At 41.0% G+C, this 19,039-nt stretch carries 18 protein-coding genes; all 18 read left to right on the forward strand.

Annotated features, from left to right (window positions below):
• The first annotated feature begins 73 nt into the window (after positions 1-73).
• The 18 genes from hutH to ABC374_RS09160 all read left to right on the forward strand — a co-directional run bounded on the left by hutH (position 74) and on the right by ABC374_RS09160 (position 18,980).
• Positions 74-1,633, forward strand: coding sequence for a histidine ammonia-lyase (gene hutH, locus ABC374_RS09075; RefSeq protein WP_413017171.1), 1,560 nt, complete (start codon positions 74-76; stop codon positions 1,631-1,633).
• A gap of 94 nt (positions 1,634-1,727) precedes the next feature.
• The gene (gene solA / locus ABC374_RS09080) at positions 1,728-2,867 is read left to right on the forward strand and encodes an N-methyl-L-tryptophan oxidase (protein WP_413017173.1); all 1,140 of its coding nucleotides are present in this window, start codon (positions 1,728-1,730) and stop codon (positions 2,865-2,867) included.
• 255 nt (positions 2,868-3,122) lie between these two features.
• Positions 3,123-3,881 carry a 5-oxoprolinase subunit PxpA gene (pxpA, locus tag ABC374_RS09085; RefSeq protein WP_413017175.1) on the forward strand — a complete coding sequence of 253 codons (759 nt, stop codon included), beginning with the start codon at positions 3,123-3,125 and terminating at the stop codon, positions 3,879-3,881.
• 120 nt (positions 3,882-4,001) lie between these two features.
• Entirely contained in the window at positions 4,002-5,141 is a 1,140-nt protein-coding gene (locus ABC374_RS09090) for an NRAMP family divalent metal transporter (protein ID WP_350302852.1), read from the forward strand.
• Between the two features lie 89 nt (positions 5,142-5,230).
• Entirely contained in the window at positions 5,231-6,022 is a 792-nt protein-coding gene (locus ABC374_RS09095; RefSeq protein WP_413017177.1) for a putative hydro-lyase, read from the forward strand.
• A gap of 22 nt (positions 6,023-6,044) precedes the next feature.
• Positions 6,045-6,803 carry a 5-oxoprolinase subunit PxpB gene (gene pxpB / locus ABC374_RS09100; RefSeq protein WP_413017179.1) on the forward strand — a complete coding sequence of 253 codons (759 nt, stop codon included), beginning with the start codon at positions 6,045-6,047 and terminating at the stop codon, positions 6,801-6,803.
• A complete protein-coding gene (locus ABC374_RS09105) occupies positions 6,800-7,795 on the forward strand; it encodes a 5-oxoprolinase subunit C family protein (protein ID WP_413017181.1) in 996 nt (331 codons plus the stop codon). Before pxpB ends, ABC374_RS09105 begins: the two co-directional genes overlap by 4 nt.
• 785 nt (positions 7,796-8,580) lie before the next feature.
• Positions 8,581-9,663, forward strand: coding sequence for a hypothetical protein (locus ABC374_RS09110; RefSeq protein WP_413017183.1), 1,083 nt, complete (start codon positions 8,581-8,583; stop codon positions 9,661-9,663).
• On the forward strand, positions 9,650-11,818 hold the full coding sequence (locus ABC374_RS09115; RefSeq protein WP_413017185.1) for a molybdopterin oxidoreductase family protein: 2,169 nt from the start codon (positions 9,650-9,652) through the stop codon (positions 11,816-11,818). Before ABC374_RS09110 ends, ABC374_RS09115 begins: the two co-directional genes overlap by 14 nt.
• On the forward strand, positions 11,819-12,379 hold the full coding sequence (locus ABC374_RS09120; protein ID WP_096338634.1) for a 4Fe-4S dicluster domain-containing protein: 561 nt from the start codon (positions 11,819-11,821) through the stop codon (positions 12,377-12,379).
• An 11-nt stretch (positions 12,380-12,390) separates the two neighbouring features.
• The gene (locus tag ABC374_RS09125; RefSeq protein ID WP_251539171.1) at positions 12,391-12,918 is read left to right on the forward strand and encodes a Rieske (2Fe-2S) protein; all 528 of its coding nucleotides are present in this window, start codon (positions 12,391-12,393) and stop codon (positions 12,916-12,918) included.
• A 186-nt stretch (positions 12,919-13,104) separates the two neighbouring features.
• Positions 13,105-13,416, forward strand: a complete 312-nt coding sequence (locus ABC374_RS09130; protein ID WP_063233471.1) for a hypothetical protein — start codon at positions 13,105-13,107, stop codon at positions 13,414-13,416.
• A complete protein-coding gene (locus tag ABC374_RS09135) occupies positions 13,403-13,690 on the forward strand; it encodes a hypothetical protein (protein WP_350302377.1) in 288 nt (95 codons plus the stop codon). Before ABC374_RS09130 ends, ABC374_RS09135 begins: the two co-directional genes overlap by 14 nt.
• A complete protein-coding gene (locus ABC374_RS09140) occupies positions 13,683-15,188 on the forward strand; it encodes a nitrate/nitrite transporter (RefSeq protein WP_413017188.1) in 1,506 nt (501 codons plus the stop codon). Before ABC374_RS09135 ends, ABC374_RS09140 begins: the two co-directional genes overlap by 8 nt.
• A 197-nt stretch (positions 15,189-15,385) precedes the next feature.
• On the forward strand, positions 15,386-16,036 hold the full coding sequence (locus ABC374_RS09145) for a sensor histidine kinase (protein ID WP_350302379.1): 651 nt from the start codon (positions 15,386-15,388) through the stop codon (positions 16,034-16,036).
• Positions 16,037-16,124: 88 nt separating this feature from the next.
• Positions 16,125-16,778, forward strand: coding sequence for a response regulator transcription factor (locus tag ABC374_RS09150; RefSeq protein WP_101221836.1), 654 nt, complete (start codon positions 16,125-16,127; stop codon positions 16,776-16,778).
• A complete protein-coding gene (locus tag ABC374_RS09155) occupies positions 16,768-17,229 on the forward strand; it encodes a GAF domain-containing protein (protein ID WP_350302380.1) in 462 nt (153 codons plus the stop codon). The genes ABC374_RS09150 and ABC374_RS09155 overlap by 11 nt, the downstream gene beginning before the upstream one ends.
• Before the next feature lie 23 nt (positions 17,230-17,252).
• Positions 17,253-18,980 (forward strand): sensor histidine kinase, encoded by a 1,728-nt coding sequence (locus tag ABC374_RS09160; protein WP_413017191.1) that lies wholly within the window; start codon positions 17,253-17,255, stop codon positions 18,978-18,980.
• Positions 18,981-19,039: the final 59 nt, after the last annotated feature.

Here is a 19,039-nt window from a genome sequence, read left to right on the forward strand (position 1 = left end):
CCAGCGAATAAATGAGAAGGACCAAAACTTTTTTCTCCTTCTTGATCAGTCATATGAGAGGAGATGTATAAGGATGACAACTACCGATTGTTTACACCCTATGGATATTAAAGAGGTTGTAATAGGAGATGATGCCATCTCAATCGAAGAGGTAATTGCGGTTGCAAGATATGGTGCAAAAGTTACTTTCACTGAGGCATATTGTGAAAGGGTGGATAAATCACGAAGCTTAATAGACAAGTTTTTAGATGATAATAGATTGATTTACGGTGTAACGACAGGTTTTGGCAGTAATATGACGGAGGTGATTTCTCCACAGGACGCCGAAACCCTTCAACGGAATATTGTTCGTTCACATGCCGTTTCTGTTGGGGAAACTCTTGAAAAAGAAGTCGTAAGAGCCATTCAATTGATGATCCTCGTGAATTTAGGCCAAGGGTATTCAGGGGTCCGTTTACAAGTTTTAAAGCTTATCGCTTCACTGTTAAATCACGATATACTTCCCTATGTTCCAGGTGATGGGTCAGTGGGGTATCTTTCTCCTGAAGCTCACATGGCCTTAGTGGTGATTGGTGAGGGAAAGGCATGGTATCAGGATGAGCTCATACCTGGCAGGGAAGCTTTAGAGAAAGCTGGATTAGCACCTGTTACGTTAGGTGCTAAAGAAGGATTGGCACTTATAAGCGGGACTACTTCCGTTACTGCGATGGCTGTCCTGGCTTTATACAATAGTATGCAAGCCGCGGAAACCGCCGACATTACGGGAGCTATGTCTTTAGAAGTGCTAAAAGGTACAATAAAAGCATTTGATTACCGTTCTCACGCATTGAAAAAACATGAGGAACAGGCTAAGACAGCCAGAAATGTTACAAGGATTCTTGAAGGCAGCCAAATCATTGAAACTTACAAGGAACATAGATTACAAGATGCACTTAGCTTACGATGCATTCCACAAGTCCATGGAGCCGTAAAAAGAGTTTTGAAGGACGCTGCTGTTTCGATCGAGAATGAAATGAACTCTGTAAGTGACAATCCTCTGATTTTTCCGGAAGGGGAAGATGGAATTGCCCTGATGGCGGGAAATTTCGATGGTTCATTTGTTGGGATTTATACGGATGCGATTTCCATCGCGTTAGCAAACTTAGCAAAAATAACAGAACGCAGAATAGATCGGCTTGTAAACCATCACCTTAGTGAATTACCTAATTTCTTAGTGGTTAATCCAGGTTTAAATAGTGGCTACATGATTCCGCAATATACAGCCGCCGGACTATTGAATGAAATCAGGGTGCTCTCGCATCCAGCCACAATAGATAATATCCCTACCTGTGCAAATCAAGAAGACGTGATAAGTTTTGCCTATTTCGCTGCGAAGAAAGCCTATCGGATTTCGAAGAAACTTGAATATATTTTAGCAATTGAACTGATGACGGCAACCCAAGCAATGGATTTTCATCTGCCCTTGAAACCGTCACCGGTTACGGAGGGGGTATATCATTTAGTTCGGAGCGAAGTCCCGATGGTTGAAGAAGACCGCTTTTTCCATCCTGACATTGAAGCGATATATAGGCAAATTCATGAAGGGGAAATAGTGAAGTTCGTTGAAACGGCAATCGGGGAAATAGAGTTCTAAAACTATGTGGAAGCTGTTTTACTTTATTAAATAAGGTAAAATGGCTTCCTTTTTTTAAAATGATGGATCATATTTAAAGGAGGAGGGATGAAAGATGCATTATGATGTAATTGTAATTGGAGCTGGATCTATGGGAATGTCTTCAGGTTATTATCTATCAAAAAAAGGACAAAAAGTATTATTATTGGATTCCTTTGCTCCTCCTCATAATAAGGGCAGCCATCACGGGGAAACAAGAATTATTAGACATGCTTATGGTGAAGGCAGGGAGTATATTTCTTTGGCACTTAAATCCCAAGAGCTATGGGGTGAGTTGGAAAGAAATTCGGGGAAACAATTATTTCTTCCAACGGGGGTCCTGAATGCTGGTAGCGAAAATTCCACTTTCATTAAGCAAGTGATAGCGGGTTCAAACGAATATGGGTTACCTATGAAAATCTTGGATTACCATGAAATTCATGATAGATGGCCTGGAATAAAACTGCCGGAAGACTACATTGGATGCTTTGAATCGACTTCGGGCGTATTGAAAAGTGAAGAGTGCTTAAGAGCGTATCAGCAACTTGCGAAATCTCATGGTGCCGACATCAGGGTAAACAGTGAAGTGAAGAAGATAGTTGTTCATGGCAATGGGGTCACGATTAAAACGGATGAACAGACCTTCCACTCAGAATCTTTAGTCGTTGCAGTTGGGGCGTGGGCACCGAAAATATTGGCGATGTTAGATTTAAATCTGCCGCTGGAACCCATCAGAAAAACATTTGCCTGGTTTCATGCAAATGAAAGATTATATAATCATAATGATTTTCCGGCTTTTTCTTTTGATACTTCAGTTGGTACATACTATGGCTTTCCTAGTATAAATGGTTCTGGAATGAAAGTAGGGAGACATGATGGGGGAACCCGTATAAATCCTGATGGCTGTATTGAAGGTTTTGGTGAATTGGATGAAGATGAGGGAGATTTGGTGAAGTTTTTGCGGAAATATATGCCTGCTGATCAAAAATTGAAATATGGGAAAACTTGCATCTACACCATGACCCCTGATGAGCATTTTATAGTGGATAAACATCCTTATTATCCACACATTGCCATAGCGGCAGGTTTCTCTGGACATGGTTTTAAATTCAGCAGTGTCATGGGAGAAATATTGAGTGACTTGATTATCTCCGGAACTAGCAAGGAAGATATTTCATTGTTTTCTATTAATCGATTTAAAAATTCATTGTCATAATATACTCCTGATTTTAGTGCTGTAATCATTGCCGTTGCTTCCTTTCAAAGGAAACAACGGCTTTTTAGCATTAAACAGTAAATGTTAGGTTACCTAACAAAATATTGTCGAAATAATTAAAATATGCTAGAATGAGAATATTCCGAAATATGAAACTCTGATTCCGAATTTCGGACCTAATACATTTGAGTGATTGAAAGAGTAACTACATAATTTTTATTTACTGAAATTTCCGTTAATAAAGGAGAGGGTAGTATGAACACGGTTGATTTGAATTGTGATTTAGGAGAAAGTTTTGGCGCTTATAGGATTGGTAATGATCAAGAGATTTTGGATTATGTAACATCTGTCAATGTAGCTTGTGGATTCCACGCTGGTGATCCGACAGTCATGAGAAAAACGGTTCAGCTTGCTTTAGGGAAAAATGTCAAAATCGGAGCCCACCCAGGTTTACAGGATTTAATAGGATTTGGCAGACGCAATATGAATATTTCACCACAGGAAGCTTATGATATTGTCGTCTATCAAATTGGTGCATTGAATGGCTTTCTGCAATCCGAAGGCGGAAGTATGCAGCATGTGAAACCGCATGGGGCTTTATACAATATGGCCGCAAAGAACAAAGAGTTATCCATGGCCATTGCCGAAGCGGTATATAAAGTGAATCCTGAGCTTATCTTATTTGGTTTGTCAGGCAGTGAATTGATACGTGCCGGACAGGCTATCGGATTGCAAACCGGGAGTGAAGTATTTGCCGATCGAACCTACCAACATGATGGTTCATTGACTTCCCGATTGGAAAAGGACGCATTGATCGAAAACGATGATGATGCCGTTGCCCAAGTCATTCGCATGGTGAAGGAAGGGAAAGTACTGTCTCAGCAAGGCTCAGATGTGGCTTTAAAAGCAGATACCATTTGTATTCACGGGGACGGGGTACATGCTTTATCCTTTGCACGGCATGTTAAGGAATCTTTGCAATTATCTGAAATAACAGTCAAGTCCTTTACTTGAAAAAAATAAACAATCAGGAGGCAGATTCCATTGGAGCCAATCAAAAATACAACAGCACAGAAAAAGAATCCGACTAAGCCAAAAACGAACCGCACTTTATTGTTAGGTGCGGCATTCCTAATGGCAACTTCGGCAATAGGACCTGGCTTTTTAATGCAAACAACCGTCTATACCCAAAGTCTTGCGGCAAGTTTCGGTTTCGTTATTCTTATTTCGGTCATTCTTGATATATTTGCCCAAACAAATGTATGGCGCATTATTGCTGTATCCGAAAAACGCGGTCAGGAAATTGCAAACATGGTCCTTCCTGGGCTGGGTTATGTACTGGCAGCTCTGATCGTCATGGGCGGGCTGGCATTTAATATTGGAAATATAGCAGGAGCTGGATTAGGTCTTAATGCAATGACGGGAATATCTCCAACAGCCGGGGCGGCAATAAGTGCAGTCATCGCCGTACTGATTTTTGTAGTGAAAGAAGCAGGAAAAGCGATGGACCGTTTTACGCAAATCGCCGGATTTTTCATGATTTGTTTGATGATTTACGTTGCTTGGACAACCTCTCCTCCTGTAGGGGAAGCGGTAGTGAAGACCTTTGTGCCTGATAAAATCGACATTATCGCGATCGTTACATTAGTGGGTGGATCTGTAGGCGGCTATATTACTTTTGCGGGAGGCCATCGTCTATTGGATGCAGGCGTGAAGGGCGTTGACTCATTACCACAGGTCACGAAGAGCTCGGTAATGGGGATCCTGATAACGACGGTCATGCGTGTTGCGTTATTTCTAGCAGTACTGGGTGTTGTATCGAAAGGTTTACAAATTAATCCGGATAACCCTGCAGCATCCGTTTTTCAACTCGCTGCGGGTGATATAGGATATAAAATCTTCGGTATTGTCATGTGGGCAGCAGCTATCACATCGGTTGTAGGAGCTGCATATACTTCGGTTTCATTTATCAGAACTTTCAGCGAAAAGATAAATAATAAGGCTAACTGGATAATCATTGGCTTTATAGCCGTATCGACCATATGCTTTCTATTGATTGGTCAACCGGTTAAAGTACTGCTTGTAGTTGGGGCCATTAATGGACTCATCTTACCAATTGCTCTTGGAACATTGCTAATTGCCGCATATAGGAAAAACATCGTGGGTGATTATAAGCATCCTTTATGGTTAACGATTTCCGGTGTATTCGTGGTAGTCATCATGGCGTTAATGGGCGTATATACATTAATGAAACAACTGCCCGCACTTTTTTAATGATTAATCAATGTAAACCCAATTAATAAAGGTGGAAGTGGCGTGCCAGTTTGTAACTGGCTGCAGTTCTTAATAGGAGATGAATACTAATGATCGACCTTTCTCAAGCTACCCCGGCTAAGTTGCGTTCAATGATTCGAAACAACGAATTGATAAAACCGACCGCTGGCATGGCTAACGGTTATGCACAAGCGAACTTAGCCATCTTAAAAAAAGAGCATGCTTTTGATTTCTTATTGTTCTGTCAGCGTAACCCTAAATCCTGTCCATTGCTGGACGTTACGGAAATTGGTTCACCCATTCCCGCATTTGCAGCAAATACGGGGGATATACGCACCGATATTCCTAAATATAGGGTATATAAATATGGAGAATTAGTGGAAGAAGTAACGGATATCTCAAACTACTGGGAAGACGATATGGTTGGATTTTTAATCGGGTGCAGTTTTACATTCGAACACGCCTTATTGAATAATGATATATCGATTCGTCATATTGAAGAGGGATGCAATGTACCAATGTATAAAACCGATATCCCTTGTATTGAAGCAGGGATTTTTCATGGGAAAATGGTGGCTAGCATGAGGCCGATTCCACAAAAGGATGTGGTGAGGGCGGCTCAAGTGACATCGCGGTTTCCTGCCGTTCATGGCGCTCCGATCCATATTGGTGACCCTGAAGCGATCGGTGTTTTCAGCATTCAGCAACCGGATTTTGGTGATCCAGTAACGATTCGTGAAGGGGAAGTCCCTGTCTTTTGGGCATGTGGTGTGACACCTCAATCCATTGCTATGGAGACTAAACCGGAGATCATGATCACACATGCACCTGGATATATGTTCATAACGGACATTCGTGATGAAAAATTAGGAGTTTTATAACGTATAGAAAGAGATGATTCCTATGCCGGAAAAGCTTTTGAAAAAAACTGCATGTACACTTTCTCCATTGGGCGATTCCGCAATCGTGATAACATTCGGGAATGGAATGGAATACAGCGTTCACAAGAAAATAAAATTGTTAAAGGATTTGCTGGAGAATGAACCTTTTGCAGGGTTTATAGAATGTGTACCGGCTTATATCAATTTGACGGTTTTTTATGATCCACTCGTTATTTATAAGGATCAAAATAAAAGCAATGGTAGTGAAACCATTTCTCCCTTTGATGTGGTCCGTTCCATCTTGGAAATGAAATTACAGGATTTACAAGAAGATAAGAAACTCATACATCGAACGGTTACCATTCCCGTGTGCTATGGGAAGGAATATGGACCCGATTTGGAATATGTTGCCCGCTATAATGATTTGACCACTGATGAAGTCATTCATATTCATTCAACCGGGGAATATTTGGCTTATATGATCGGGTTCGCACCGGGTTTCCCGTTTCTTGGCGGACTGTCAGGGAACATCGCGACACCTAGGCGTTCCTCTCCCCGAATGACCATTCCGGCAGGGGCAGTAGGGATCGCCGGTAAGCAAACGGGTGTATATCCTATTTCAACGCCTGGTGGATGGCAATTGATCGGACAAACGCCAACCAAACTATTTTTACCAAATGTAAATCCTCCAAGTCTATTACAAGCAGGGGACATTGTGAAGTTCCATCCGATTACGGATCAAGAATATAAAGAAATGATTACTAAGGAGGAGATACAGTGAGCCTGCGCGTAATCAAACCGGGAATATTGACTAGTATACAGGATCTTGGAAGAAAAGGATTCCAGCAACATGGGGTGATTGTAAGCGGGGCGATGGATGCACATTCGTTACGAATTGCCAATATGCTGGTTGGCAATGAAGAAGGAGAAGCGGCCTTGGAAATTACATTAATGGGGCCGACCATTAAAGTCGAGAAAAATTGCCTGATTTCGATAACGGGTGGAAACTTATCACCTACAATCGATAATCATGCTGTACCGATGTGGAGGCCCATTCTTGTGAAAAATGGATCGATGCTTCGATTTGCAGGGTGTAAATCAGGTTGCAGGGCTTACTTAACTGTAGCGGGAGGCTTTGCTATTCCTGAAGTCATGGCCAGTAAAAGCACATATCTAAGGGCTGGGATTGGCGGCTATATGGGGAGGGCATTAAAGGCTGACGATGTCTTGGAGTTTAATGAACCTTCGGAAAATCTTGGTGATCGGACGTTCAAAGGTTCATTTTCCTTCCCAAAGTGGTTTGTCAATGAGAAGGAGTTCATGCCAGGAGGAAAAGCTCTCATCCGGTTCATCGATGGAAGCCAATATGAATATTTCACAGATTACAGTAAAGATAGTTTTGTAGCGGGTGCCTTTAAAGTTTCCAATCAATCCGACCGCATGGGATATAGATTATCGGGCCCTACACTGAAATTAAAGGATAATGGGGAGTTATTATCTGAAGCGGTCACAAATGGGTCCGTTCAGGTTCCTCCTGATGGAAATCCAATCATTCTCCTTGCGGATAGCCAAACAACGGGGGGGTATCCTAAGATAGCTCAGGTGATTACGGCAGATTTACCAAGTATCGCTCAGGTTAAACCAGGGGAATCCATACAGTTCTCAAGGGTGAACTTAAAGGAAGCTGAGCGGCTTTTCCTTCAAAAAGAACGGCAATTGAAGGAATTGCAAGTTTCGATTTCCTTGGCCCTGAACAAATGGCTGGATATATAATTGCTTCGATAAAAAACGCAAACGATGAGAAAGTACTCTTAATGAGTGCTTTCAGGCTGTAGACAAACTCGATGGAAATCGAGTTTGTCTACAGTTTTTTTTGCTTGTACAAATTTGACGTTGATTGGAACGTAGGGCACTCGCTTTCCGCGGGCGGTCCGGGAGCCTCCTCGGCGCACTTGCGCCTGTGGGGTCTCCCTTGGACTCGATATTCCCGCAGGAGTCTCGCACACCCGCTCCAATCAACTATGTTTAAAAAATTGGATAAACTCCTTTTGCCTACAGTCTTTTTTGTTTTAAAAGGGAAGTTTAAAAGTGGTTCGGAATTTTTTAATTCCGCCCCTCTTTTGTCTGCAAACTGAAAGTACTCCTAAAGAGTGCTTTCTTTTTTGTTTCATTAAACAAAGTACATGATAAAGACGTTTCCTTTCCACCCTTTATCCAATGCTGTCTTTAAAAGATGGCTTTTTTTGCTGGACCCGTTTTGCAATTCGAAAGGGAGGAGAAGTTGAGATGCATTTTCTTCTCCAAAAAAATCTTGAAATATTGAAACCTAACATCCTCATGCGTACTTATTTACATTATTACCTCATTCCCAATAAAGAAGTGAGGAAATCGGTATGATGAAATTCGAAGTAATCAACATTCTGGCATCTTAATTTTTGTTTATTTTCAAAAGTTAAGGGGATTTTTCCAATAGGATGGGGAAGTTCCCCGATATCGAACAATCAGGCAAGATCTTACAATAAGGGTATGGTAATTGTTTGTAATGAGGAGGAATAATAATGCAGGCAAAAGTCGCCGTAAATCAAAAAACAGGAAAATCGATTGATGATGCTTTTGCATCACATTTTGCCAAGTCTATGTTTCTAGCAGTTTGCGGACTTGTATTCTTATCGTTTATAGGTACGAGAATGTTTACACATGTGGATTTAAACCTTTATGGCTATATGGTGGGGACGTTTATTTTTATTGGGGGTTTCTTTTACAGATTTATCGCATGGGGAGAAAGGCCGCCAACAAAGGTTTTTATAAAAAAAGGAATCAAAATTCTCTTAAGAAGATCAACGCCCAAAACAACAGTTGAACATTTAGCAACATACAATTTCATCTGGAACAGGGGGATTTACCGATGGACTCAGCACGTTCTAATGGGCTGGGGCTGCATACTTTCCTGCTTCGTGACCTTTCCTCTAGTATTTGGATGGATGTACTTCACAATGGACGACAACGGTTACTACAACATCATCGCTATGGGGATCCAGGTAATGACAGTGCCAGCTGATGGGCTTATTGCGACGTTATCATATAACGCACTGAACATTACAGCAGTGATGGTCATTTCCGGTGTATGCATGGCCCTTTATCGCCGTTTGAAAAATATGCAGGCAAGGGCAGAGCAACAATTCATGTATGACTTCCTTCCATTATTCATGCTGTTATTGGTCAGCGTTACAGGACTGGGACTAACCTTCATGAACATTTTTATGCATGGTGCAGGACAGCCAGCCATGTCCCTGATACACCAATGGTCAGTCATCATTACATTGATTTACCTTCCGTTCGGAAAACTTGCGCACATACCTTTCCGCCCTATGAGTGTATTTGCAAGAAACTACAGAGAGCATTATGCGGAACAATCCATGAAAGGATGCAAAGTATGCGGTAATGAGTTTGTTTCAACAGAACAATCAAAAGATGTCATAGAGGTTCTCGGCAGGAATGATATAGAATTTCAAGCGAAAGAAGGCCACCATCTCGCTGAAATGTGCCTTCCTTGTCGAAGAAAATACAGGATTGCCCAATTTTCCGGGTTCCCCATCCATGAAGTAAAAGTTAAGGAGGCAAACCAGGATGCAAAAGGATAAGTTTTTTAAAGCAGAAAAGAATGTGATACACCCGAATGAAACATTGGTCAAAACCCATTGTGCTTATTGCGGAATGCAGTGCGGAATGAATTTAAGGGTAAATGTTGCGACGAATAAAATCATTGGGGTTGAACCCCGTTATGACTGGCCTGTAACCGTTGGGAAAATGTGTCCAAAAGGGGTTACAGCTTACCAGCAGACGAATCATGATGATCGTATTTTAAAACCGCTTATTCGTGATGATGCATCATTAAAGGGAACAAAGGAAGGTTTCCGTGAAGCAAGCTGGAATGAGGCGTATGATTTAATCGCAAATAAGTTCAGGGAACTTCAAGTTAAATATGGAAAAGATTCATTATCCGTTTTCAGCGGGGTATCAATGACAAATGAAAAATGCTATTTAACAGGGAAATTTGCACGTGTTGCTCTTGGAACTCGCTACATTGATTATAATGGCCGATTTTGCATGTCGAGTGCAGCCGGGGGATTCCTTCGTTCTTTTGGAGTTGATAGAGGTTCAACATTACCCTGGACTGATATTCATGAAACGGATTGCTTATTTATTGCAGGTAGCAACACAGCAGAATGTCATCCGACTTCTATGTTCCGAGTCTGGAACGTACAAGAAAGAGGAGGATACATTATCGTGGCAGATCCCCGTGAAACTCCTATTGCGAGAAGAGCAGATGTGCACCTTGACCTGAAACCGGGAACCGATCTTGCCCTTGCTAATGGAATCTTAAATTTATTAATTCAAAATGGTTATGCGGATGAAGGGTTTATTAATAATCATACAAACGGGTTTGAAGAAACAAAAGAGCTTGTACGAGAATTTACACCGGAATATACGAGTGAGCTTACAGGTGTGGCACCGGAAAAAATCATTCGTGCAGCAGAGATTTATGGGAAATCACCGAATGCAGTTGTGATGTTTGCACGTGGAATCGAACAGCAGCAAAAGGGTGTTGACAATGTATCTGGATATACAAACTTGGCGCTTGTGACAGGTAAAATCGGACGGCCCAAGTCTGGTGTAGCGACATTCACTGGTCAAGGAAACGGACAGGGGGGACGGGAGCATGGCCAGAAAGCCGATTTATTGCCAGGATACCGTAAAATTACAAACCCTGAACATGTAGCAGAAGTTTGTAAAGTATGGAAAATCACTCCGGAAGAAATGCCCCAGCCGGGTGTTTCTGCATATGAAATGTTTGAATTGATGGAACAAAAAACGATTCGCGGATTGTATCTGCTATGTTCTAATCCTGCAGTATCTGCGCCGAATCTGAATTTCGTCAGAAGTGCGATGAAAAATCTTGATTTTATGTTGTGTTCGGATTTCTATCTTTCTGAATCAGCAGAGTTCGCGGATGTGATCCTGCCATCTGTAACGTGGTCAGAAGATGAAGGAACAGTTACAAACCTTGAAGGAAGAATTATTAAGATAAATAAGGCACAAGAACCAATCGGTGAATCTAAGCCCGATTGGCAAATACAAGTAGAACTTGCAGAACGTCTTGGAAGAGGAAAATACTTTTCCCATTTGAAAACAGCAAAAGATATAGCTGATGAATTCAGACTGGCTAGTAAAGGAGGATATGCCGATTATTATGGAGCTACGTGGGATAAAATCGACAAACAGGACGGAGTATTTTGGCCTTGTAAGGATGAAAATGATATGGGAACGCCGCATATGTTCCTGGATAAGAAATTCTATCACGCAGACGGCAAAGCGAAAATTTGTGCGCTTCCTTACCGCCCCCCTGCTGAGGAGCCAGATGAAAAATATCCACTTCGTTTAACAACCGGGCGTGTCGTTTACCACTACTTATCTGGAAACCAGACGAGAAGAATCCAGTTCCTGCGTGATATGTGCCCGGAGCCATACGTCGAAGTACATCCGGAAACAGCAAAAAAATACAATATGGACCATGAGGATAACGTCCGCCTGTACACCCGAAGAGGCGAGGCAATCTATAAAGTGAAAATTACAGAAGCAATTCGTGAGGACACTGTATTTGTTCCATACCACTTTGGGCACGAGCAATCTATCAACCTATTAACCATTGCAGCACTTGACCCAATGTCTCGTATGCCGGAGTTTAAGGTCTGTGCGGCTCAATTGGAAAAAGTCGAAATAAAGAAGGTGCAATAAATGAAAAAGAGGCTCTACTTAGAACTTGAAAACTGCATAGGATGCCGGTCATGCCTTGCTGCTTGTACACAATGCGGAGGACATGAAGAGCGGAACAGGAACTACGTTTATGATGTAAACCCTCTGGTCAATCGGCAGACGATGCCTCTTATGTGCCTCCATTGTGTGAATCCGGCCTGTGCAAGAAGCTGTCCTGCCCAGGCAATCCAAATACATGAAACAGGGGCCGTCTTATCAGCTCTCGTTGAAAAATGTATTGGCTGCCAAAACTGTACGATTGCTTGTCCATATGGAATACCAAAATTTGACACTGAACAAAACTTAATGTACAAATGCGATTTATGTATCGACCGGACAAAAAACGGTATCCCGCCAATGTGTGCAAGTGTTTGTCCATCCAATACACTTCAGTGGCTCACCGATGAGGAAATTGGAAATAGAAAAAAACAATTTAATCTAGATAATGGAAAATGGGTGACTAGCCTGCCTTATCTTGAAAGTGAAACGAACGTTAAGGTAAATCTGCCTGGTATTTTACAGGGAATTGAAAAGCTATTTTAGGAGGGATTTATATGCCGTCGGATAAAAATAATAAAATCCCCTTTAATGAAGATAATTACACCCATAATATTGAACGGGATAATGAAAGAAAGCTCGACAGACGAGGGTTCATGAAAACATTAGTGGGAGCTGCAGGAGTATTCGCGATTTCCTCCCTTCCTTGGGGAGCGATTGCGGCTAAAGAATTGATGGGACTTGGGGAAAAGGAGTATCCTCACAAAAAAATTACCGATGTAAGCGGACTTGCAATTGGTGACGCAGTGGAGTTTAAATTTCCAGGGGATCATGATGATGCCATTTTGATCAGATTGTCTGAAACGAAATATGTAGCATATCAAAATGCATGCACACATCTTCGTTGCCCGGTATTTTGGGTGAAAGAAGAAGGTGAAATGATCTGTCCTTGCCATCATGGGAAATTTGATGTTGAAACAGGTGCTCCAACTGCCGGACCGCCAAGGAGGCCCCTGCCTGAAATTCAAGTGAAAGTTGAAAATGGCGCAGTATACGCTGTAAGGGTGAAGCGTTATGAAGTTTAAGTACATCGGTGTCGCGTTGCTTTGTGCCTTCTTGATGATGAATATTGTATTTACCCAATTTATGGTTCACCAATTTTATTATGAAAATTATATAAATGTACTAATATTTGGTGGATTGAACATTGTTGTGTTTCCCTTAGCGTTTTTTACATATAAAAAAACCAAATACGAAAAGGCGTGAATCAAATGAACAGTGAAACATACTTTGATTTTTGTTTTGTAAAAGAAGCATCTGGAAATTTTGCTGCTGAAATCGATAAGCTCCTTTCAGACCTTTTTAAAGATGTCCGTCTTAACTGGTATTTAGATGAAAAGTCAATAGATGGGGCCGATATTGTAGTTGCCGAAGTAAAGGGAATGAGCAATTGGGAGTCTGTAGTGGAAACAATTGAATTTATCGAGAATCATGCAGAAGATACATTCTGGGAATATTTGCAGGGTTTTCAAATGAATGTTTACACGGCAAAGAGAGGATGCAATACCTGTGGAACACATTAAAATAGAAGATATACAACCATTAATATTGGAAAAAGCAAGTGTAGCCATCTTAGATGATGATGGCCAGGGTAAAGCTCCTTTCGTTTCTAAAACGATTGTTAAGGTGAAGCTTTGTCCTGACATGACACATCTGCGTATTTACTTTGACGACATTAATTTTTTCGCTGTCCCGTTGATATCCAATGTGACTAAAAATGAAAATGAGTGGTCAGCTTTTGACGAAAATGCGAGATTACAATATGTAATTAGAAGAGAGAGTGGTCAGGATGTTTAGAAAAATTCAGCTTCCATTACAAACCTTAAACCTCGTTGTAGGATTTATGGTGTGGGTATTAATTTCGTCCCTGCTGCCTTTTATTAAAGAAGATATCGCAATACAGGATGGTCAGCTTGCACTGGTAACAGCTGTTCCTGTTATTTTAGGATCTATTCTTCGCATTCCCCTTGGCTTTTACGCCAATCAGTTCGGGGCCAGGAAAATTTTCCTGATTAGCTTTATATCGCTGTTATTCCCTGTTTATTATATCAGTATTGCGGATTCTCTTGCTGATTTGTTGATTGGAGGGCTATTTCTTGGTATTGGGGGAGCTGTATTCTCTGTTGGAGTAACCTCTTTACCGAAGTACTACCCTAAGGAACGCCATGGCTTTATAAACGGAATTTACGGTGCAGGAAACCTCGGAACGGCTATATCAGCATTTGCAGCACCTGTTGTAGCTACGAAGTTTGGCTGGTCAACAACCGTACAGCTTTATCTTGTGATTTTGGCGGTATTTATCGCAGGTAACTTCCTATTAGGGGATAAAAAGGAACTGAGAGTAAAGACACCGCTTTTAGAACAAATTAAGGGTGTCTACAAAAATGAAAAACTATGGCTGCTAAGCTTATTTTACTTTATAACATTCGGTTCTTTTGTTGCATTTACTATTTATCTGCCAAACTTTCTTGTAGCGAACTTTGGATTGGATAAAGTTGATGCAGGTGTAAGGACAGCAGGCTTTATTGTTCTTGCCACTCTTATGAGACCTATTGGCGGGTGGCTTGCCGACCGCTTCCATTCTCTTATTCTGCTCATGTTTGTTTTTGGAATTTATACGATTTCAGCAATGATCCTATCCTTTGCTCCATCAATTGGCTGGTACACATTTGGCTGTTTAAGTATTGCTCTCTGTGCTGGAATGGGAAATGGTGTTATTTTTAAACTGGTGCCGATGTATTTCCAAAAGCAGGCTGGTATTGTGAATGGAATTGTGTCCGCAATGGGAGGTTTGGGAGGATTTTTCCCGCCGTTAATTCTATCCTTGTTATTCAATATCACAGGACATTATGCAATCGGGTTCATGGCATTGTCAGAAGTTGCCCTTGCAAGTTTGATTTTAGTAGTCTGGATGTATTTCCAAGGTAAAATGGGTCTTGCCAAAGAAGTGATTGACAATACAATAGAAGGCATTTTGATCACCGATACCAGTGGTAAAATCATTTCAGTAAACCCTTCGTTTACAAGGATTACTGGCTATCAGGAAAATGAAGTAATTGGAAAGAATCCTAGTATACTTAAGTCAGGTAAACAGCCTCAAACTTTTTATGAGGATATGTGGAAATCTATTGAAAAAAATGGTTTCTGGCAAGGTGAAATCTTGAATAGCCGAAAGGATGGACAGCAATATCTACAATGGCTGACAATTAGTGCAATAAAGAATGATGCTGGGGATGTTGTTCAATATGCCGGAATGTTTAGTGACATTTCAAGTCATAGAGTGAAGAAAGCATAAAATGAACTGCGCGCATGAAATTATTGGATTTGAAGGCTGAATGTAGTTTTCAAGAACAAGAAGTTCTAATGCTAGGTCTCTGGTGGGAAAGAAGGTATACGTCAGTGTTCTCACCACTCTGCCGAAAGTGTAATCGGGAGAGCATGTCGCATTTTGAATGGCCAATAATCAGCGACTATTGAAGAAGGAGGGTGGGAATGAATACTCAGCCACTTAAAAACAACATCAGTTCTTATATCATACAAACACATGAAGAAGAGATTAAAAGAATTGCCATGGAGCTTCATGAAGGTGTGGGGCAGTCCCTTTCCAGTCTCTTTTCCGGAATGCAGCTCATTGAAACGGCAATCGAACAGCCTGCCATGAAAATCTATGCGGGTGATATGAAACAGCTATTGGAGAAGGCAATACAAGAAATCAGGCTTTTGGCTGTAGAATTGCATCCTCCTACCCTTACGACTTTTGGGCTTATTTCAGCTATAAAAAGCTACATAAAAATATATACTTCAACCTATGGAATTGAGGTTGAGATGGAGAATCTGGGAATTGAATCGCAAATCTCTGATAGAGACAGCATTACACTTTTCAGGGTCTGCCAAGAAGCATTGGTGAATATAGCAAGGTATGCTGATACAACAAAAGCAAGTATAATATTCAAATGGGAAAAAAGCTTGTTATTAATTATGATAAAAGATTCAGGGAAAGGGTTTGAGGTTGAAGCCGCCATGAATAAGTTGAGCGGGATTGCTGCCATGTGTGAAAGAATGCATTTGATTGGCGGGAATTGTACCATTTTTTCAAAAATAGATGATGGGACTTCTATAGAGATTTCTCTGCCATTATATTAAAATGCTAAACAGGGGTTTGCGAATTGTGCAATCCCCCTTGTTGTTTCATATAACGATACAAACACGAACAAAGCTAGGGGGAGCTGCTTTGATAAAAATTTTGCTTTGCGATGATCACGCCGTTGTAAGAATGGGCTTAAAGATGCTATTAAACAATCATGCTGATATGGAAGTCATAGGGGAAGCTTCAGAAGGGAACGAAGGAATAGAACGAGCACTAGAGCTTCAGCCTAATGTGGTAGTCATGGATTTAAGCATGCCTCATGGGAAAGATGGCTTATCGGCTACTTCCGAACTGAAAAAACTAATGCCTGAGGTAGCCATATTAATACTTACCATGCATGATGATGATGAATATTTGTTCAGAACTATTCAAGCCGGGGCTTCAGGATGTATTTTAAAAAGTGCACCCCATGAAGAATTATTGGTAGCCATCCGATCATTATCGAACGGAAATGCTTACCTTCATCCATCTGCTACAAAAAGGGTAATGGAAGAATATTTAGGCAGTGTGAAGCAGGGAACCGCTGATTCTATCAATCTGTTGTCTGACCGTGAAAAAGAGGTACTTACGTTGATTGCGAAAGGGTTTTCCAATAAAGAAATTGCCGGACAGCTTGTCATAAGCGTGAAAACGGTTGAAAGCCATAAAGGAAACCTAATGGAAAAGCTCAAGATGAAAACAAGGCATGAACTTGTTGCATTCGCTTTAAAAAAGGGGTTATTAGGGTATGGAATTTAACGGGGACAGTAAATCGAAAGAGGATCAACCATTTAAAAAAGCGTGTGAACATGTATTAGAAGAAATGAATGGTGATTTTGTAGGCCTTGCCTTACAAAACAGAAATGGTCCTGACATAAGCTGGCATTATGCCGCCGGAAACAGAAATGATAAGTACAAAAGGATAACTGTTCGATATGGAAAAGGAATAGCAGGTAGGGTCATATCAACGGGGACGCCGATGAAAATTGAGGGTTTCCCCAATAATATCCACGGCAAAGCTTTAGATTATCCCATTATGCTTGCGGAAAATCTCAGTTGCGCCTTCGCAGTTCCGATTCAATTTAAAGGTGTTCCCAAGGGGGTATTATTAGTAGGTAAACGAACAGCTCAGCCTATTTCTGAAAGCGACCAGCATAAGATCCTTGATGCAGCGAATAAACTGGAAAAGGAATTGAACAGCTCTATTTAACAGGGCAACAAGGAGGATTATGTATGGACTTGAATAAATATTTGGAAATGGAAAAAGGGGTTACGCCTGGATCTAGCGATGCGACAATCCTTGTCAATGAATCTGGAGTCATCTCTTTTGCGAATCAACAGGTATATGAAAACTTTGGTTATGATCATCATGAATTGAACGGGGAAAAGCTTCTGAATCTTATACCAGGGGCAAACCTGCAGCACAGCGGGGAAGGGGAGATTATCCACCAGTTGGGGATCCACCGGGATGGTCATGCTTTTTCGCTTTTTTTCAGGGTGAACTCCTTTCAGCTTGCGAAAGAGCTTTATTACTTAATTGTAGTCCATAAAGTGAAAGATCAATCACGGATTAACCAGCAGCAATCCTATCCGATAAATGAACTGGTTGATTTAATTTACGCACTTGATGAATCAACGATTGTTGCATTTACGGATGAAAAGGGCAAGATAATAAACTTTAATAAGAAATTTTGTGAGGTATCCAAATATTCAGCAACAGAGCTTATCGGGAAGGATCACCGAATTATTAATTCAGGTTATCATTCAAAGGAATTTATGCAAGAGCTTTGGCGAACAATTTCATCAGGAAGTGTTTGGCAGGGTGAAATCAAGAACAAAGCGAAGGATGGAACTTATTATTGGGTGGATACCACAATTGTCCCTTTCTTAAATGAAAAAGGGAATCCTTATAAATACCTGGCAATTCGGAAGGAAATTACCGAATATAAACGAGTTTTAGAGGAATTAGGGAAATTTGTAAATAAAATGGCTGATTTCCAATTTGCTTTGGATGCTTCCTCAATTGTAGCAATAACCGATCAACGAGGGACGATCAAATATGTAAATGATCAATTTTGCCGGATTTCAAAGTTTTCAAAAGAAGAGCTGATCGGACAGGATCATCGAATTATTAACTCGGGATTTCATTCGAAAGAGTTTTTCGACAATCTTTGGAAAACAATATCATCAGGGGAAGTATGGAAAGGCGAGATTAAAAATAAGGCCAAGGATCATACTTATTATTGGGTGGATACGACAATCGTTCCATTTCTTGATGAGTTCCAGAAACCTTACCAATATTTAGCGATTCGATATGAAGTAACCCAGCGTAAGCTTGCGGAAGAAGAGATTCAGAAAATGACCGGGAAAATCATTGATGTGCAGGAAGAAGAAAGAAAACGCATTTCCAGAGAGCTTCATGATGATATCGGACAAAACTTATACAGCCACCTCATAACGATTAACAGACTGCAGACAGAAATGGATCATCCCCTGTTAGATCAGATGCAAGATGAAGCGACCGAAATTATCGAAGCACTCCGGCATCTATCCTGGGAATTAAGGCCATCTGTACTTGATGATCTTGGACTGTTCCCTGCCATTCGCTCTTTATTGGGGCAATTTTCAGAGCATCATCATATCAAGGTCCATTTTGAATGCTATTTGAATTGCCGTCTGAATACAAACAAAGAAATTACCATTTACCGTATTATTCAAGAGGCATTAACAAATATTAGGAAATATGCTCAAACCGAAGAAGCTACAGTGACGATCCAGGAAATAGAGGAAGAAGTTCGTGTAGAAATAGAAGATAAAGGAAAGGGCTTTGATTTAGAAAAAGTTACCCGTGGAGTAGGCTTATTCAGTATGGAGGAAAGAGCCAGAGTTTGCGGCGGAAACCTTATCCTTCATTCTCGTGAAGGGAAAGGGACAAAAGTAATATTGAAAATGCCTTTGTAGTGGATGGATTTTCGTAATGATCAAGTAACTTAATCCGCTAAACGCTTCAGCATATCCCA

This window comes from Peribacillus phoenicis, assembly GCF_047238085.1.
GTDB lineage: Bacteria > Bacillota > Bacilli > Bacillales > DSM-1321 > Peribacillus.

Bases quoted from the DNA above. Each gene is read 5' to 3' on its own strand.
- ABC374_RS09155 (WP_350302380.1), top strand. From the start codon at position 16,768: ATGGAATTTAACGGGGACAGTAAATCGAAAGAGGATCAACCATTTAAA.
- ABC374_RS09090 (WP_350302852.1), top strand. From the start codon at position 4,002: ATGGCAACTTCGGCAATAGGACCTGGCTTTTTAATGCAAACAACCGTC.
- ABC374_RS09145 (WP_350302379.1), top strand. From the start codon at position 15,386: ATGAATACTCAGCCACTTAAAAACAACATCAGTTCTTATATCATACAA.
- ABC374_RS09125 (WP_251539171.1), top strand. From the start codon at position 12,391: ATGCCGTCGGATAAAAATAATAAAATCCCCTTTAATGAAGATAATTAC.
- ABC374_RS09115 (WP_413017185.1), top strand. From the start codon at position 9,650: ATGCAAAAGGATAAGTTTTTTAAAGCAGAAAAGAATGTGATACACCCG.
- ABC374_RS09140 (WP_413017188.1), top strand. From the start codon at position 13,683: ATGTTTAGAAAAATTCAGCTTCCATTACAAACCTTAAACCTCGTTGTA.
- pxpA (WP_413017175.1), top strand. From the start codon at position 3,123: ATGAACACGGTTGATTTGAATTGTGATTTAGGAGAAAGTTTTGGCGCT.
- hutH (WP_413017171.1), top strand. From the start codon at position 74: ATGACAACTACCGATTGTTTACACCCTATGGATATTAAAGAGGTTGTA.
- ABC374_RS09110 (WP_413017183.1), top strand. From the start codon at position 8,581: ATGCAGGCAAAAGTCGCCGTAAATCAAAAAACAGGAAAATCGATTGAT.
- ABC374_RS09120 (WP_096338634.1), top strand. From the start codon at position 11,819: ATGAAAAAGAGGCTCTACTTAGAACTTGAAAACTGCATAGGATGCCGG.
- ABC374_RS09160 (WP_413017191.1), top strand. From the start codon at position 17,253: ATGGACTTGAATAAATATTTGGAAATGGAAAAAGGGGTTACGCCTGGA.
- ABC374_RS09130 (WP_063233471.1), top strand. From the start codon at position 13,105: ATGAACAGTGAAACATACTTTGATTTTTGTTTTGTAAAAGAAGCATCT.
- solA (WP_413017173.1), top strand. From the start codon at position 1,728: ATGCATTATGATGTAATTGTAATTGGAGCTGGATCTATGGGAATGTCT.
- ABC374_RS09095 (WP_413017177.1), top strand. From the start codon at position 5,231: ATGATCGACCTTTCTCAAGCTACCCCGGCTAAGTTGCGTTCAATGATT.
- pxpB (WP_413017179.1), top strand. From the start codon at position 6,045: ATGCCGGAAAAGCTTTTGAAAAAAACTGCATGTACACTTTCTCCATTG.